At 68.0% G+C, this 14,286-nt stretch carries 17 protein-coding genes; 6 read left to right on the top strand and 11 right to left on the bottom strand.

Going from position 1 to position 14,286, the window contains the following annotated elements:
• Positions 1-71: 71 nt before the first annotated feature.
• Positions 72-1,457: a glycine--tRNA ligase gene (locus tag QRN63_RS18605; protein ID WP_285032191.1), complete on the bottom strand. Its 1,386-nt coding sequence runs from the start codon at positions 1,455-1,457 to the stop codon at positions 72-74.
• Between the two features lie 149 nt (positions 1,458-1,606).
• Between QRN63_RS18605 and QRN63_RS18600 the strand changes: the two genes are divergently transcribed.
• Together QRN63_RS18600 and QRN63_RS18595 are read left to right on the top strand one after the other, a co-directional pair.
• The gene (locus QRN63_RS18600; protein ID WP_020102080.1) at positions 1,607-1,963 is read left to right on the top strand and encodes an ArsR/SmtB family transcription factor; all 357 of its coding nucleotides are present in this window, start codon (positions 1,607-1,609) and stop codon (positions 1,961-1,963) included.
• Positions 1,960-2,355, top strand: coding sequence for a Fur family transcriptional regulator (locus tag QRN63_RS18595; protein ID WP_285032190.1), 396 nt, complete (start codon positions 1,960-1,962; stop codon positions 2,353-2,355). Before QRN63_RS18600 ends, QRN63_RS18595 begins: the two co-directional genes overlap by 4 nt.
• 2 nt (positions 2,356-2,357) lie before the next feature.
• Here the strand turns inward: QRN63_RS18595 and QRN63_RS18590 are convergent, their stop codons facing one another.
• From QRN63_RS18590 to recO, 4 genes are read right to left on the bottom strand one after another with little or no spacing between them, the layout of a single operon-like run.
• The gene (locus QRN63_RS18590) at positions 2,358-2,762 is read right to left on the bottom strand and encodes an NUDIX hydrolase (protein ID WP_285032189.1); all 405 of its coding nucleotides are present in this window, start codon (positions 2,760-2,762) and stop codon (positions 2,358-2,360) included.
• Positions 2,763-2,769: 7 nt separating this feature from the next.
• On the bottom strand, positions 2,770-3,183 hold the full coding sequence (locus QRN63_RS18585) for a hypothetical protein (protein ID WP_285032188.1): 414 nt from the start codon (positions 3,181-3,183) through the stop codon (positions 2,770-2,772).
• A complete protein-coding gene (locus QRN63_RS18580) occupies positions 3,183-4,067 on the bottom strand; it encodes a decaprenyl diphosphate synthase (RefSeq protein WP_267319196.1) in 885 nt (294 codons plus the stop codon). Before QRN63_RS18580 ends, QRN63_RS18585 begins: the two co-directional genes overlap by 1 nt.
• On the bottom strand, positions 4,012-4,857 hold the full coding sequence (recO, locus tag QRN63_RS18575; RefSeq protein ID WP_267319197.1) for a DNA repair protein RecO: 846 nt from the start codon (positions 4,855-4,857) through the stop codon (positions 4,012-4,014). The genes QRN63_RS18580 and recO overlap by 56 nt, the downstream gene beginning before the upstream one ends.
• A gap of 80 nt (positions 4,858-4,937) precedes the next feature.
• On the opposite strand from recO, the gene QRN63_RS18570 reads away from it, so the two are divergent.
• Positions 4,938-6,371, top strand: a complete 1,434-nt coding sequence (locus QRN63_RS18570; RefSeq protein ID WP_285032187.1) for an amidase — start codon at positions 4,938-4,940, stop codon at positions 6,369-6,371.
• Here QRN63_RS18570 and era read toward each other — a convergent pair.
• The 5 genes from era to QRN63_RS18545 form a co-directional block, all read right to left on the bottom strand.
• On the bottom strand, positions 6,368-7,282 hold the full coding sequence (gene era / locus QRN63_RS18565) for a GTPase Era (RefSeq protein ID WP_285032186.1): 915 nt from the start codon (positions 7,280-7,282) through the stop codon (positions 6,368-6,370). The two genes, QRN63_RS18570 and era, sit on opposite strands and share 4 nt — an antisense overlap.
• Positions 7,275-8,615 carry a hemolysin family protein gene (locus QRN63_RS18560; RefSeq protein WP_285032185.1) on the bottom strand — a complete coding sequence of 447 codons (1,341 nt, stop codon included), beginning with the start codon at positions 8,613-8,615 and terminating at the stop codon, positions 7,275-7,277. Before QRN63_RS18560 ends, era begins: the two co-directional genes overlap by 8 nt.
• On the bottom strand, positions 8,612-9,148 hold the full coding sequence (ybeY, locus tag QRN63_RS18555) for an rRNA maturation RNase YbeY (RefSeq protein WP_267319200.1): 537 nt from the start codon (positions 9,146-9,148) through the stop codon (positions 8,612-8,614). Before ybeY ends, QRN63_RS18560 begins: the two co-directional genes overlap by 4 nt.
• Positions 9,149-9,152: 4 nt before the next feature.
• Positions 9,153-10,214, bottom strand: coding sequence for a PhoH family protein (locus QRN63_RS18550; protein ID WP_082761832.1), 1,062 nt, complete (start codon positions 10,212-10,214; stop codon positions 9,153-9,155).
• A gap of 148 nt (positions 10,215-10,362) precedes the next feature.
• Entirely contained in the window at positions 10,363-10,578 is a 216-nt protein-coding gene (locus QRN63_RS18545) for a hypothetical protein (protein ID WP_267319202.1), read from the bottom strand.
• A 273-nt stretch (positions 10,579-10,851) separates the two neighbouring features.
• Here QRN63_RS18545 and QRN63_RS18540 point away from each other — a divergent pair, with 273 nt between their 5' ends.
• The 3 genes from QRN63_RS18540 to QRN63_RS18530 are packed head-to-tail and all read left to right on the top strand — an operon-like array spanning position 10,852 to position 13,439.
• Complete coding sequence (locus QRN63_RS18540) at positions 10,852-12,519, top strand: EspA/EspE family type VII secretion system effector (RefSeq protein ID WP_285032184.1); 1,668 nt, start codon at positions 10,852-10,854, stop codon at positions 12,517-12,519.
• 20 nt (positions 12,520-12,539) lie between these two features.
• Positions 12,540-12,854: an ESX-1 secretion-associated protein gene (locus QRN63_RS18535; RefSeq protein WP_285032183.1), complete on the top strand. Its 315-nt coding sequence runs from the start codon at positions 12,540-12,542 to the stop codon at positions 12,852-12,854.
• Positions 12,855-12,857: 3 nt separating this feature from the next.
• Complete coding sequence (locus QRN63_RS18530; protein WP_285032182.1) at positions 12,858-13,439, top strand: hypothetical protein; 582 nt, start codon at positions 12,858-12,860, stop codon at positions 13,437-13,439.
• Positions 13,440-13,518: 79 nt separating this feature from the next.
• Here the strand turns inward: QRN63_RS18530 and QRN63_RS18525 are convergent, their stop codons facing one another.
• Positions 13,519-14,286 (bottom strand): 16S rRNA (uracil(1498)-N(3))-methyltransferase, encoded by a 768-nt coding sequence (locus tag QRN63_RS18525; RefSeq protein ID WP_285032181.1) that lies wholly within the window; start codon positions 14,284-14,286, stop codon positions 13,519-13,521.

Raw genomic sequence — 14,286 nt, 5'->3', positions numbered from 1 at the left:
GCTCGCGGTAAACGCAGAACTGCCCCTCTCCCAAGGGAAAGGGGCAGTTTCAGGCCTGCGCCGCCAAGAGCTCAGCAACCCTTGAGGCGCACCGCGAGGTAGTCACTGACGGCGTCGATGGCGACGCGCTCCTGGGTCATGGCGTCCCGCTCGCGGATGGTCACGGCGTGGTCCTCGAGCGAGTCGAAGTCGACCGTGATGCAGTACGGCGTGCCGATCTCGTCCTGGCGCCGGTAGCGGCGGCCGATGGCGCCGGCGTCGTCGAACTCGACGTTCCAGTTCTTGCGCAGCTCGGCGGCCAGGTCGCGGGCCTTCGGCGACAGGTCGGCGTTGCGCGACAGCGGCAGCACCGCGGCCTTGACCGGCGCCAGGCGCGGATCGAGCCCCAGCACCGTGCGCTTGTCGACGCCGCCCTTGGCGTTGGGAGCCTCGTCCTCGCGGTACGAGTCGACGAGGAATGCCATCAGCGAGCGCGTCAGGCCGGCAGCGGGCTCGATGACGTACGGCACGTAGCGGGTGTCGGTGCCCTGGTCGTAGAACGACAGGTCGACGCCCGAGTGCTCACCGTGGGTGCTGAGGTCGAAGTTGGTGCGGTTGGCGATACCTTCCAACTCACCCCAGGGGTTGCCGGCGAAGCCGAACTTGTACTCGATGTCGGTGGTGCCGGCGCTGTAGTGCGACAGCTTCTCCAACGGGTGCTCGTACAGCCGCAGGTTCTCCGGGTTGATACCCAGGTCGACGTACCACTGGAAGCGCGTCTCGATCCAGTACTTGTGCCATTCCGGCGCGGTCGAGGGCTCGACGAAGAACTCCATCTCCATCTGCTCGAACTCGCGGGTGCGGAAGATGAAGTTGCCCGGCGTGATCTCGTTGCGGAAGCTCTTGCCGATCTGGCCGATGCCGAACGGCGGCTTCTTGCGCGCGGTGGTGACGACGTTGGCGAAGTTGACGAAGATGCCCTGCGCGGTCTCCGGACGCAGGTAGTGCATGCCCTCCTCGGACTCGATGGGGCCGAGGTAGGTCTTGAGCATCATGTTGAAGTCGCGCGGCTCGGTCCACTGGCCCTTGGTGCCACAGTCCGGGCAGACGATCTCGTCCATCGGCACGGCATCGGGGTCATCCAGCCCCTTCTTGAGGGCGTAGGCCTCCTGCATGTGGTCCTGGCGGTGCCGCTTGTGGCAGTTCAGGCACTCGACCAGCGGGTCGTTGAACACCGCGACGTGGCCCGAGGCCACCCACACCTGGCGCGGCAGGATGATCGCGCTGTCGAGGCCGACGACGTCGTCGCGCGAGGTGACGACGGACTTCCACCACTGGCGCTTGATGTTCTCCTTGAGCTCGACGCCCAGTGGCCCGTAGTCCCACGCCGACTTGGTACCGCCGTAGATTTCTCCCGACTGGAAGACGAGGCCCCGGCGTTTGGCCAGGTTGGCAACGGTGTCGATGATGGACGCCACGATGTTCGAGGACTCCTGTGTCAGGTGGGATGCAACCCGTCCAGCCTAAAGGCCCCACTCACCGGCCAATGTCGCACCCACCTTTGACATGCGTATCCGCGCATGGAAAGCTAAATGAAAACTATTTCCAATAGCCGGGAGTTGCCGGGGTGCCACCCACCACTACGCATGACGAGCTCGACCACCAGCACAGCGGTGCGCCGTTTCCGTCGTCCCCGCCGCGGGAGACGCTCGACGCCGCCGGCGACCTGCTGCGCGCCCTCGCCGCCCCCATCCGCATCGCCATCGTGATGCAGCTGCGGGAGTCCCAGCGCTGCGTCCACGAACTCGTCGACGCCCTGGGTGTCCCGCAGCCGCTGGTCAGCCAGCACCTGCGCATCCTCAAGTCAGCCGGGGTCGTGGCCGGTGAACGCGCCGGCCGCGAGGTGATGTACCGCCTGGTCGACCATCACCTCGCGCACATCGTGGTCGACGCCATCGCCCACGTCGAGGAGGAACGGTCGTGAGCGCCCCCACCCGTTCCACCAAACAGCGCACCGCGATCGCGGCGCTGCTCACCAACGTCGAAGAGTTCCGGTCCGCACAGGAACTGCACGACGAGCTGCGCCGCCGCGGCGAGGGCATCGGCCTGACGACCGTCTACCGCACCCTGCAGTCGATGGCCGCCGCCGGACAGGTCGACAGCCTGCGCAACGACAGCGGGGAGGCCCTCTACCGGCGCTGCTCGCAGGCCCACCATCACCATCACCTCGTGTGCCGGCAGTGCGGCGCGACGGTCGAGGTGGCCGGTACCGAGGTCGAGGCCTGGGCCACCGAAACCGCTGCCGCCCATGGCTTTTCCGATGTCAGCCACACCATCGAGATTTTCGGGGTGTGCGCGGCCTGCACCGGCACCTGAGTTCAGGGCTCGAGAGCCGGCCGGCTCCGCGCCCAATCCAGCACCGCCTCCGCCGTCAACGGCGCCAACTCGATGTCGCCGGGTGCGTGCGGATCGATCCAGGCCATCTCTTCGATCTCGGCGGCGATCTGCGGCGTGCCGTCGAGCCGCACGAAGAACAGCTCGGCGTCAACCGTGTACCCGGGTTCGTTGGCCGCAATCGCGGTGTGGTGCCCCAACTCCCGCACGTCGGTGATTCCGACCCCGAGTTCCTCCCGGATCTCGCGGGCCAGCGCGTCAGCCGGCGACTCCCCCGGTTCCAGCTTGCCGCCGGGCTGCATGAACGCTGTCGTCCCGCGCTTGCGGACCAGCAGCAGGTGCCCACGCTCGTCGGCCACCACCGCGGCGACGATCCGGATGACGGTCACTTCGACTTCACGACGTCAGGTCGGCCCGCACGTCGACACCGGTGGACAGCACCAGCATGACCAGGGTGGACAAGGCGTCGTCGGTGAGCCCGGCGGCCGGGAAGTTGTAGCGCAGCATCACGTCGCCGACCTTCTTGGCACCGTTGCTCTTGGGATCGCCGGCTCGCTCCACCATCACCACCGAGCCGAGCATGGTGCGGCCCGCGTGATCGGCCACGCGGTCACGAACCTTGTTGTCCAGCTTGATATCCCACGCCAGCGGCTGGGTGAGCGAGATCAGGTCGAGTCCCTCGCCGATGTTCACCACGCGCAGTGACGCCACGGTCCCGTCATGTGCGACGGTGAGCGCGCCGTCGTTCTCTTCGACGATGGTCAGGGAATCGGCGAGCACGGCTGCCAACCGCTGCAACAAGTCCGACATCAGGCCCTCCCGAACCTTCGGTTGCGGTTGACGTACTCCTCGCACGCGGCCCACAGGTCGCGGCGGTCGTAGTCCGGCCACAGTTTGTCCTGGAAGACGTACTCGGCGTACGCCGCCTGCCACAGCATGAAGTTGCTCGCGCGCTGCTCGCCCGAGGTGCGGATGAACAGGTCCACATCGGGAATGTCCGGGCGGTGCAGGTGCTTGGCCACCGACGCCTCCGAGATGCGGCTCGGGTTGATCTTGCCCGCGGCAGCCTGCTCGGCGAGTTCCCGCGCGGCTTCGACGATCTCGGTGCGCCCGCCGTAGTTCACGCAGTAGTTGACGGTGATGACGTCGTTGCCGACCGTCATCTGCTCAGCGATGTCGAACTCCTTGATGACGCTGCTCCACATGCGCGGCCGCGACCCGACCCAGCGCATGTTGACACCCATCGCGTTGAGATTCTCCCGGCGCCGGCGCACCACCTCACGGTTGAAGCCCATCAGGAACCGCACCTCTTCGGTGCTGCGCTTCCAGTTCTCGGTGGAGAACGCGTACACCGACAGGTGCTTGATACCCAGTTCGATGGCTCCGCAGGTGATGTCGATCAACACCGCCTCGCCCATCTTGTGGCCTTCTGTACGCCCGAGTCCACGCTGGGTGGCCCACCGACCGTTGCCGTCCATGACGACGGCGACGTGGTTCGGTACCTGGTCGGCGGGAATCTGCGGTGCCACGGCCTTGGACGGGTGCTGGGGCGGCCGCGCGAAACGGCCGTTGGAGTTCGGGGGGAGCTCCGGAAAAACCACCGGCCAGGTCGAAACGTCCGGGAAAACCGGATAGTCGTCAGGCGCCTGCGGCAGCTGCGGATAGCTGGTCTTGCGCGCCCGGTTGAGTGCCATGGGCCATATCCTGCCTGAACGTGGTTACGCGCTGCTCAATGAGTGCGGTATCGGGACGGTACGCACGCTCCACGAGCGGCAATGTCCGCAGCTTGCGCTCCAGATGCCACTGCAGGTGCGCGGCCACCAGCCCGCTGGCCTGGCTGCGATGCCCCGCCGGCGAGCCGTTCGCAAACTCCCAGTCGCCGTCGTGCAGCGCGGCCATCAGATCCAGCACACCCTGCGGCGGGGTGACCGACCCCGACGGCCGGCAGTGCACGCACACGCTGCCGCCGGCCGCGACGTGGAACGCCCGATGCGGACCGGGTGCGGCGCAGCGCGCACACTCGGTGATGGCCGGCGCCCAGCCGGCGATGCCCATGGCCCGCAGCAGATAGGCGTCGAGCACCAGTTCACGGGACCGGCTGCCGTCCGCGACGGCCCGCAGCGCGCCGACGGTGAGCCGCTGCAGCGCCGGCATCGGGTTGCGTTCCTCACCGGCGAGCCGCTCGGCGGTCTCCAGGATGGCGCAGCCACAGGTGTAGCGGCCGTAATCGTTGACGATGTCGGCGGCGAACGCGTCGAGCGACACCACCTGGGTGACGATGTCGAGGTTGCGGCCGGGATGCAGCTGCACATCGATGTGGGCGAACGGCTCCAGCCGCGAGCCGAACTTGCTGCGGGTCCGCCGCACGCCCTTGGCCACCGCGCGGACCAGCCCGTGGTCGCGGGTGAGCAGCGTGACGATCCGGTCGGCCTCGCCGAGCTTGTGCTGGCGCAGCACGACCGCTCGATCCCGGTACAACCGCATCGGGCGATTCTCCCATCGCGGACCGACAACTTCCGTTAGGCAGCGCCGGGCGAATGGTCACCACTATCCTCGGAATCGCCATGGCCAGCATTCCGAGACCGTCCGCTCCGCCCCGATTCCCGACACTGACCCAGCAGTTGTACCGACTCGCGAGCGGCGCGGTGACGTCACAGCAGATCGTGCGACAGTCGCTCGACGCCATCGCGGCCAGTCAACTCGAGCTCAATGCGTTCCGGGTGGTCTTCACCGAGCAGGCGCTGGCCGACGCCGCCGAAGCCGACCGCAAACGCGCTGCCGGACAACATCTTCCGCTCCTGGGTGTACCCATCGCGATCAAGGACGACGTCGACGTCGCGGGCGTACCCACCCGGTTCGGCACCGACGGCGACGTGCCCCCGGCCACCGCGGACGCCGAGGTGGTGCGCCGACTGAAGGCCGCCGGCGCGGTGATCGTCGGCAAGACCAACACCTGCGAACTCGGCCAGTGGCCGTTCACCAGCGGCCCCGGCTTCGGCCACACCCGCAATCCCTGGTCGCGCGCGCACACGCCGGGCGGCTCGTCAGGCGGGAGCGCCGCGGCCGTCGCGGCCGGATTGGTCACCGCCGCAATCGGATCCGACGGTGCGGGCAGCGTCCGCATCCCCGCCGCATGGACGCATCTGGTCGGCATCAAACCGCAGCGCGGACGCATCTCCACCTGGCCGCTGCCCGAGGCCTTCAACGGCATCACGGTCAACGGGGTGCTGGCCCGCACCGTCGCCGACGCGGCCCTGGTTCTCGACGCGGCGTCCGGCAACGCCGACGGTGATCTCCACAGGCCGGAACCCATCGCGGCGGCCGAGGCCGTCGGGCACGCCCCCGGCCCCCTGCGTGTCGCGTTGTCGACCAAGTTCCCGTTCACCTTGTTCCCGGCCCGGTTGCATCCGGAGATCCGGGCGGCGCTGAACACCGTTGCGGGACAACTGGAAGAGCTCGGACACACGGTCCGGCCGGACGACCCCGAGTACGGGCTGCATCTGTCGATGGACTTCTTGGCGCGCTCCACGACGGGACTGGCCGAGTGGCGTGACCGGGTAGGACCGGGCGTCAGCCTCGACCGTCGCACCCGCGCCAACATCCGGACTGGGTGGCTGCTGTCGGAGCACGCGCTGCGCGAGGCCCGGCGGCGTGAAGCCGCCCATCAGCGGCGGATCGGCTGGATATTCAACCTGCACGACGTGGTGCTGGCGCCGACCACCGCGCAGCCACCTCCCCTGATCGATGCCTTCGACCGGCTCGGCAGCACCGCAACCGACCGCGCCATCATCGCGGCCTGCCCGGTGTGCTGGCCCTGGAACGCGCTCGGCTGGCCGTCGATCAACATCCCCGCCGGCTTCACCGCCGACGGGCTGCCCATCGGCGTGCAGCTCATGGGGCCGGAGGGCAGCGAGCCTCTCCTGATCTCCCTGGCCGCCAGCCTGGAAGCCATCAGCGGCTGGGCCACCAAGCAGCCCGAGAACTGGTGGGCCGGCTAAAAACCTAGCTTGCCAAGCTGTTTCGGGTCACGCTGCCAGTTCTTGGCGATCTTCACGCGCAGGTTCAGATACACCTTCGTGCCGAGCAGCTTCTCGATCTGCGTCCGTGCCGCCGTCCCGACCTCACGCAACCGGGAGCCGCCCTTGCCGATCACGATGCCCTTCTGGCTGTCGCGCTCGACGTAGATGATGGCGTGGATGTCGCACATCTCGCCCTGCTCGGGGGTACGGCCTTCCCGCTCGGTGAACTCCTCGATGACCACCGCCAGTGAGTGCGGCAGCTCGTCGCGGACACCCTCCAGCGCGGCTTCGCGGATGAGCTCGGCGATGAGCACTTCCTCGGGTTCGTCGGTGAGTTCGCCGTCCGGGTAGAACGCCGGCCCCGGCGGCAGCTTGCCGGCCAGCACATCGATCAGGACGTCGACCTGTTCACCCGCCACCGCGGACACCGGCACGATCTCGGACTTGCCCTCGGTGAGCTCGCTGACCGCCATCAGCTGCGCGGCCACCTTGTCGCGCGGCACCTTGTCGGTCTTGGTGACGACCACCAGCAGCGTGGTTCTCGGTGCAACCGTACGGATCTGCTGGTAGATCCAGCGGTCGCCGGGCCCGATGGCCTCGTCCGCCGGGATGCACAGGCAGATGATGTCGACCTCGGAGTAGGTGTCCTTGACCAGTTCGTTGAGCCGCTGGCCGAGCAGCGTGCGCGGCCGGTGCAGTCCGGGCGTGTCCACCAGGATGATCTGGAAGTCCTCGCGGTGCACGATGCCGCGGATGGTGTGCCGCGTGGTCTGCGGCCGATTCGACGTGATCGCGACCTTGGTGCCGACGAGCGCATTGGTCAGCGTCGACTTGCCGGTGTTCGGCCGGCCGACCAAACAGACGAAGCCGGAACGGAATTCGTCACTCATCGGGTTCTCCTTCTTCAACATCCTCAGCACGTTCTGGCTCGACGGGTATCACCAGCACGGTGCCGATCCGGACCCGGCCGCGGTGGTCCCGCCCGCCCTCGGCCCGTAACTGGAGAGTCGCCGGGTGCTGCGACCGAAGCGACGGGAACGCCACCCGGACCTCGGCGCCCGGCAGCGGCACGCGCCCCAGTTCGTGCGCCAGGAGCCCACCGACGGTGTCCACGTCCAGGTCGCCGTCGACCTCGAAGCCACACAGCTCGGCCAGGTCCTCCAGCGGCAGCCGGGCCGACACCCGAAACCGGTCGTCGCCCAGTTCTTCCACCGGCAGCACTTCGTCGGTGTCGTATTCGTCGGCGATCTCACCGACGATCTCCTCCAGCACGTCCTCGATCGATACCAGGCCGGCGATCGCGCCGTATTCGTCGACCAGCAACGCCATGTGATTGTGGGTGCGCTGCATCTCGTTGAGCAGGGCGTCGAGTGGTTTGGAGTCCGGCATGAACACCGCGGGACGCATCACCGCGGCCACCTTGGTCTCGCGACCGCCGTTGGTGGAGTTGTATGTCTGTTCCACAAGGTCTTTGAGGTAGACGACGCCGACGACGTCGTCGACGTTCTCCCCGATCACCGGGAGCCGGGAGTGTCCGCTGCGCACGGCCAGTGAGGTCGCCTGCCCGGCCGACTTGTCGCTCTCGATCCACACCATCTCGGTGCGGGGCACCATGACCTCGCGGGCCGGGGTGTCGCCGAGTTCGAAGACGGACTTGATCATTCGCCGCTCTTCGGCGGCCACGACACCGCGCTGCTGGGCGAGGTCGACGACCTCGAGCAACTCGATTTCCGAGGCGAAGGGTCCGTTGCGGAAGCCCCGTCCCGGCGTCAGGGCGTTTCCGATGAGCACCAGCAGCCGGCTGATCGGGGTCAGCAGCGCGGCGATCACCTGCAGCGGAAGTGCCGACAGCAGCGAGATGGAATAGGCGTTCTGCCGCCCGACGGTGCGGGGGCCGACGCCGATGGCGACGAAGCTGACGACGACCATGATGGCCGCCGCGGACACCAGTGCCCAGCCCCGGCTCAGCTGTTCATCGAGGTAGTCGACGAGCATGACGGTCGCCGATGCCTCGCAGACAACCCGCAGCAGCACAACGAGATTGACGTACTGCGGCCGGTTCCGGACGATCTTCGCCAGCCGCACCGCACCGGGCCGCTCATCCCGGATCAGCTCGTCGACGCGGGCGAGGGAGACAGTGTTGATGGCGGCATCGATCGCCGCGAACAGCCCGCCGATCACGACGAGCACTATGGCGCCGATCAACGGCGTCAACCCGGTCACGGTTCGTCGAAGTACCGCGACTTGTCGAGCAGCCGGCGGTCTTTCTCGGTCTGCCGATCCTTGTGGTACGAGTGCACCTGGTCGGCGACCCACTCTTCGAGCAGCTGGCGCTGCAGGTCGAACATCTCTTTTTCTTCGTCGGGCTCGGCATGGTCGTAGCCCAGCAGGTGCAGCACACCGTGCACGGTCAGCAGGGCCAGCTCATGGCCCAGCGAATGTCCTGCGGCCTCAGCCTGATTCGCGGCGAATTCGGGGCACAGCACGATGTCCCCGAGCATCGAGGGCCCCGGCTCGGGCGCATCCGGACGGCCGCCGGGCTCGAGCTCGTCCATCGGGAAGCTCATCACGTCGGTGGGGCCCGGCAGATCCATCCAGCGCATGTGCAGGTCGGCCATGGCCGACTGGTCGACCAGCACCATCGAGAGTTCAGCGGCGGGGTTGACGTCCATCTTGGAGATGACGAACCGCGCGACGCTGATCAGCTCGTCCTCGGATACGTCGACACCCGACTCGTTGGAAACCTCGACCGTCACTCCGTCACCGCCTCGTCCGGCCGGTGGCTCTGCGGTGCGCGCGGTTGGCCAGGCCGTGCTCGCTCACTTTGGCTTCCGCCGCTTCGTACGCGTCGACGATCTCCGAAACCAGCTTGTGGCGCACCACATCTGCACTCGTGAGCTCGGCGATGTCGATGTCCTCGATGCCGTCGAGGACATCGATCGCGGTCCGCAGTCCCGACGTCTGGCCGCCCGGCAGGTCGATCTGGGTGACGTCACCGGTGACCACGATCTTGGAGCCAAAGCCCAAGCGGGTCAGGAACATCTTCATCTGCTCGGCCGTCGTGTTCTGCGCCTCGTCGAGAATGATGAAGGCGTCGTTGAGGCTCCTGCCCCGCATGAAGGCCAGCGGCGCAACCTCGATAACCCCGGCTGCCATCAGCTTCGGGATCATCTCGGCGTCCATCATGTCGTGCAGCGCGTCGTACAGCGGACGCAGATACGGGTCGATCTTCTCGTTGAGGGTGCCCGGCAGGAAGCCGAGCCGCTCCCCCGCTTCGACGGCGGGACGCGTCAGGATGATCCGGCTGACCTGCTTGGTCTGTAATGCGCTGACGGCCTTGGCCATTGCCAGGTACGTCTTGCCGGTACCGGCGGGGCCGATGCCGAAGACGATGGTGTGCGCATCGATCGCGTCGACGTAGCGCTTCTGGTTGAGGGTCTTGGGCCGGATCGTCTTGCCGCGCCGCGACAGGATGTCGAGCGTCAGCACCTGCGCCGGCGACTCGGCGTCGGCGCCGTCGAGCATGCCGACACTGCGGCGGACGACGTCCGGGGTCAGCGTCTGGCCACCGGCGGCGATCGTGATCAGCTCACTGACCACGCGCTCGGCCTTCGCCACGTCGGCAGGCGAGCCGGATATCGACAGGGAGTTGCCGCGCACGTGGATGTCGGCCGCCAGCAGGTTCTCCAGGGCACGCAGATTCTCGTCGGCCGAGCCGAGCAGGCCCACGACAAGATCCGGCGGAACAGTGATGCTGCTTCGAACCGACGGGTCGAGCTCCGAGGAGCGCGACGCGGCGGCGTTCGTATCGCGGGGCGTCACGTGGTTTTCGATGCCTGCTTTCCGGTGTCGAGCTGAGGAGCACATTCTACCGCCGGGCCGATGGCACGCCCAACGAGTTGGCTGGTCACGCAACCGCGGGCGGCACCTTTCGGTACCGCCCGCGGGTTGCGTAGTTGTAGGTCGCCGATTACCGACTCTGGTGCACGTTGGTGTCGACCGTGGGCGACTTGGCGCCCTGGTGCACATCGTCCAGCCAGTTCAGATGATCAACTCCCGTCGGCACCACGGTTGCCTGCACCCCTGTCGGGGCCGGTCCGGTGGCGGCTACGGCGGGAACGGCGAACCCCATGGCACCGGCGGCCAGGCCACCGGCGATAACTGCTGCAATTCCGAAATTCTTCATGGAGTGTTCCCCTTCGCGTCTTCAATCCGTCTTTGTCCCCTGGCGGCCCGAGCCGCTGTGACATCTATGTAAACAGGCAGGTCAACGGATTAATTCCGCTGGCAGAAAATTGATGTTTCTGGCAGGAATTGCTGTAACCCAGGACACACGGCCGGGCCCTTCCGACCGCCCACGGAGTTCCGAATTAGCGCACTGAAGGGGCATTCGCCGCTGTTAGGCTCGATTCACCGGCGAGGGTCCGCCGGGGCGATGAGGAATCGGGGAGGGTTCTGCATGGGTCGGCACAACCATGGCGGCGGTCACCACGGCGGATCGCACAATTCGCCCGGAACCCGCCATCCACGCCATGACGACGAGCCCACGGTACGCATCCCGCGGCCACATCACGACGACCGCAACAACCACCCGCGGCGCCACGACGATCACGACGGCAACTCGCACCGGCGCGACCACGACAGCGGCGACACCCCGAGCCTCGGCGAGAAGATCAACGACATCCTCGACAAGGCAAACGACGTCCTGGACACCGCCTCGGACATCGCGGACAACGTCAAGAAGCTGATGGAGGGCGACCCGATGGGCGCCGTCGGGCTGCTCAGCGACGCGGGCGACATCGCCAAGATGCTGCTGCCCGCGGCCGCGCCGACACCCATCATCGAGGGCGGCATGTGGGCCCTGAACATCGCGGGGCTCGGTTTCGGTATCGGCGATCCGGACACCGGAGAATCGTTCTCCGAGGGCGCCGAGCTCTTTCAGGCCGCCGGCGACGGACTCAGCAGCGCCTATCCGACCGTCTGGCAGGGCACCGCCTCCACGGCTTACTCCAATCGCAACGCCGAGCAGATCGGCAGCGCCGAACAGCTGCTGCAGGCCGACAATCTCGTCGTCGAAATCCTGAGCGCCGAGGCCGAGCAGGTGGACGCCGGACGCCAGCAGATGGACAACATCGCGACCTGCCTCGGTGCGATGATCCCCGTCTGCCTCGCACTGGAGGCGACCGTCGTCGGCGCCCCCGAGTCGCTCGCGCTGCAGGCCGCATCCGTCGCCGTCGCCGCCGCGGCCTCCGCCGTGACGATCAACAACATGATGGCCCAATCATCGAGCAACGCAGCGCAATTGAGCCGCGCGACGAGCATGTACCAGAGCGCGTCGCACGCGCCACCGCTGAGCACCATGCCGCCGCCCGCGAAGAAGCCGGGCGACGGGCCGGATTTCGGCAACGCCGACCCCAATGCGCCCGGCAACCCCAACCAGCCCGGGCGGCCGGGAACGGGCACGCCGTACGGTCCGCCCACGGGCAACCCGCCCGGCACCGGCAACCCGACGGGCTCGCCCGGCACGGGCACCGGAGGCGGCGGTTCGGGTGGCGGTTCGGGCTCCGGTGGCGGTTCGGGCTCCGGTGGCGGTTCGGGCTCCGGCGGTGGCGGCACCCCGAGCATGCCGAAGATGCCCGAAATGCCCGCCACCCCAGCGGCATCGGGTGCGGGCACCGGCGCCGGGTCCGGCATGGGCGGGATGCCGTCCCTGCCACAGATGGGCGGCGGCGGCTCCGGCAGCGGGGGCGGCGGCCTGCTCGGCACCCTCGCCGGTCTGGCCGGTCAGGCGGCACAGACCGCGACGCAGGCGGCTCAGGCCGCCCAGCAGGGCAAGCAGGATCCGAACGCACAGGACCCCAACGCACTCGGCACGGACAAGGACGGCGACGGCAAGCCCGACGACCCGGCCGCCGATCCCAATGCCCAACCCGCCCAGGAGAATCCGCCGGGTGCCGCAGCCGGGACCGAGTCGCCTGCGGGCCGCGCGCCCATCCAGGTGTCGTTCGATGACGGCGCCCACCACGTCGAGGTGGCCGTCGATCCCGACACCGCCAAGGGCCCGGTGCACGTGAGCCTCGACCCGTCGAATCCGACTGCGCCCCCGCGCATCACGACCGAAATCTAGCTTTCCGAAAGGAGCAACACATGGGCAGCAAGCTCACCGTCGAGACCTCGGAGTTGCAAACGCTCTCGACAAAACAGGACGATGCCGCCGCCACCTTCAGCGCTGCCGGCAACACGACGTCCTACGTCGAGGTCAAGGTGCTCGCGACCCACGGGCCGCTGTGCCTGTCGACGCAGTCGGCGCTGAGTGCCGCGAACAACGCGCGCAAGGCTGCCTGCGAACAAATGATGAACAAGTCGCGCAACCTCGCCGACAACCTGACCAAGGCCGCGTCGCAATACGACCAGACGGATGCGCAGGAAGGCTCCAACCTCGGCAAGCAGATGCAGATCTGATCGATGTCAGACCATTCCTGGGACGACCACGAAGACGAGCATCTCGCCGAATCCGAAGGCGGGCTCGACTATTTCGCCACGGACAGCGACGCTGACGCCGACCCGGACGACTCGGATCTCGATCTGCTGGTGACGTCGGATGCCGACGCTCCGGACGCCGATACGGCGGGCTCCTACGCGGAGGCGATCACGCCGGCAGCCGACACCGCGTCCGACGACGGCGAGACGCAGGACGACGACGCGCCGCGGGTGGTGGTGTTCGCGGTGTCCGATCCGGCCGGAAACGTCACTGCCGAGGCGTCCATCGCCGGCTCGATCCAGCGCATCAAGCTGGCCCCCAAGGCCACCTCGATGACCGAGTCCGAGCTCACCCGCAGCATCCTGGCGACCGCGAAGCTCGCGAACATGAAGGGCCGCGCGGTGCAACGGGCGCTCATCGAAGGCGTCCTCGCGGCCGAAGGACTGGACGACGAACGGGTCGAGGCCATCATCGAGATGAACGCACCCGACCTGCCGACACCGCGGCAGGCCGACGACGCCGTCGCCGAGGCGGAGGCGGCATACCTCCGCGGTGAGCACCGATAGCCGACGCGCGGGCCTGCCCGAACATGCCTGGGCGACTTGGCTGTTCGGCTGCCCCACCGCCGGCGGCCGCGGCTAGTTCCTAGACCTGCCAGCGCGGCGTCAGCACGCCCAGGGCGCCCAGTGCGACGGCGGCCGCGGTCGACGTCCGCAGCACCGACGGCCCCAGCCTGACAGCGATGGCGCCGGCGGCAACCAGTGCCGCCACCTCGCCGTCGGTGATGCCGCCTTCGGGCCCCACGATCAGCGTCACGGCCTCGGTGGCCGGCGAAATCACTTCGCGCAGTGACACTTCCGCAGATTCATGCAGGACCAACGTGACGAGGCCCTTCCCGTCGCTCCGCTCGCCCCTGCCGGTACCAATGGACGCAATCAGCTCATTGGTCGACACCGGGCCACTGACCGACGGCACGTAGGGGCGGCGGGACTGCCGCGCCGCCGACCGGGCCACGGCACTCCAGCGTCGTAAGCCCTTCTCCACCTTGGCCGTACCGTCCCAGCGCGCGACACAGCGCTCGGACTGCCATGCCACGAAGGCGTCGGCGCCGGCCTCGGTCGCCAATTCGATGGCCAGTTCGGAGCGTTCGGACTTGGGCAGGGCCTGCACCACCGTCACTGTCGGCACCGCAGCCGCGACGGCTGTGACCGACAACACCCGCGCCGTCAACCGGCCTTTCACGGCCTCCTCGATCACGCAGTGCGCCAACGTCCCTGCCCCGTCGGACAGGTCGAGTTCCTCACCCGGACGAATGCGTCGCACCGTCGCCGCGTGGAAGCCCTCGTCACCGTCGACGACGGCGAGCCCGCCGACCTCCGGTACCGCGTCGACGTAGAACAACGCCCGGCTCAC

It is taken from the genome of Mycolicibacterium sp. lyk4-40-TYG-92, assembly GCF_030209435.1.
In the GTDB taxonomy this organism is placed as follows: Bacteria; Actinomycetota; Actinomycetes; order Mycobacteriales; family Mycobacteriaceae; genus Mycobacterium.
This window is presented reverse-complemented; position numbering and strand designations above follow the sequence as displayed.

Bases quoted from the DNA above. Each gene is read 5' to 3' on its own strand.
- QRN63_RS18585 (WP_285032188.1), bottom strand. From the start codon at position 3,183: ATGTCGGACTTGTTGCAGCGGTTGGCAGCCGTGCTCGCCGATTCCCTG.
- QRN63_RS18580 (WP_267319196.1), bottom strand. From the start codon at position 4,067: ATGGCACTCAACCGGGCGCGCAAGACCAGCTATCCGCAGCTGCCGCAG.
- recO (WP_267319197.1), bottom strand. From the start codon at position 4,857: ATGCGGTTGTACCGGGATCGAGCGGTCGTGCTGCGCCAGCACAAGCTC.
- QRN63_RS18570 (WP_285032187.1), top strand. From the start codon at position 4,938: ATGGCCAGCATTCCGAGACCGTCCGCTCCGCCCCGATTCCCGACACTG.
- era (WP_285032186.1), bottom strand. From the start codon at position 7,282: ATGAGTGACGAATTCCGTTCCGGCTTCGTCTGTTTGGTCGGCCGGCCG.
- QRN63_RS18545 (WP_267319202.1), bottom strand. From the start codon at position 10,578: ATGAAGAATTTCGGAATTGCAGCAGTTATCGCCGGTGGCCTGGCCGCC.
- QRN63_RS18540 (WP_285032184.1), top strand. From the start codon at position 10,852: ATGGGTCGGCACAACCATGGCGGCGGTCACCACGGCGGATCGCACAAT.
- QRN63_RS18535 (WP_285032183.1), top strand. From the start codon at position 12,540: ATGGGCAGCAAGCTCACCGTCGAGACCTCGGAGTTGCAAACGCTCTCG.
- QRN63_RS18530 (WP_285032182.1), top strand. From the start codon at position 12,858: ATGTCAGACCATTCCTGGGACGACCACGAAGACGAGCATCTCGCCGAA.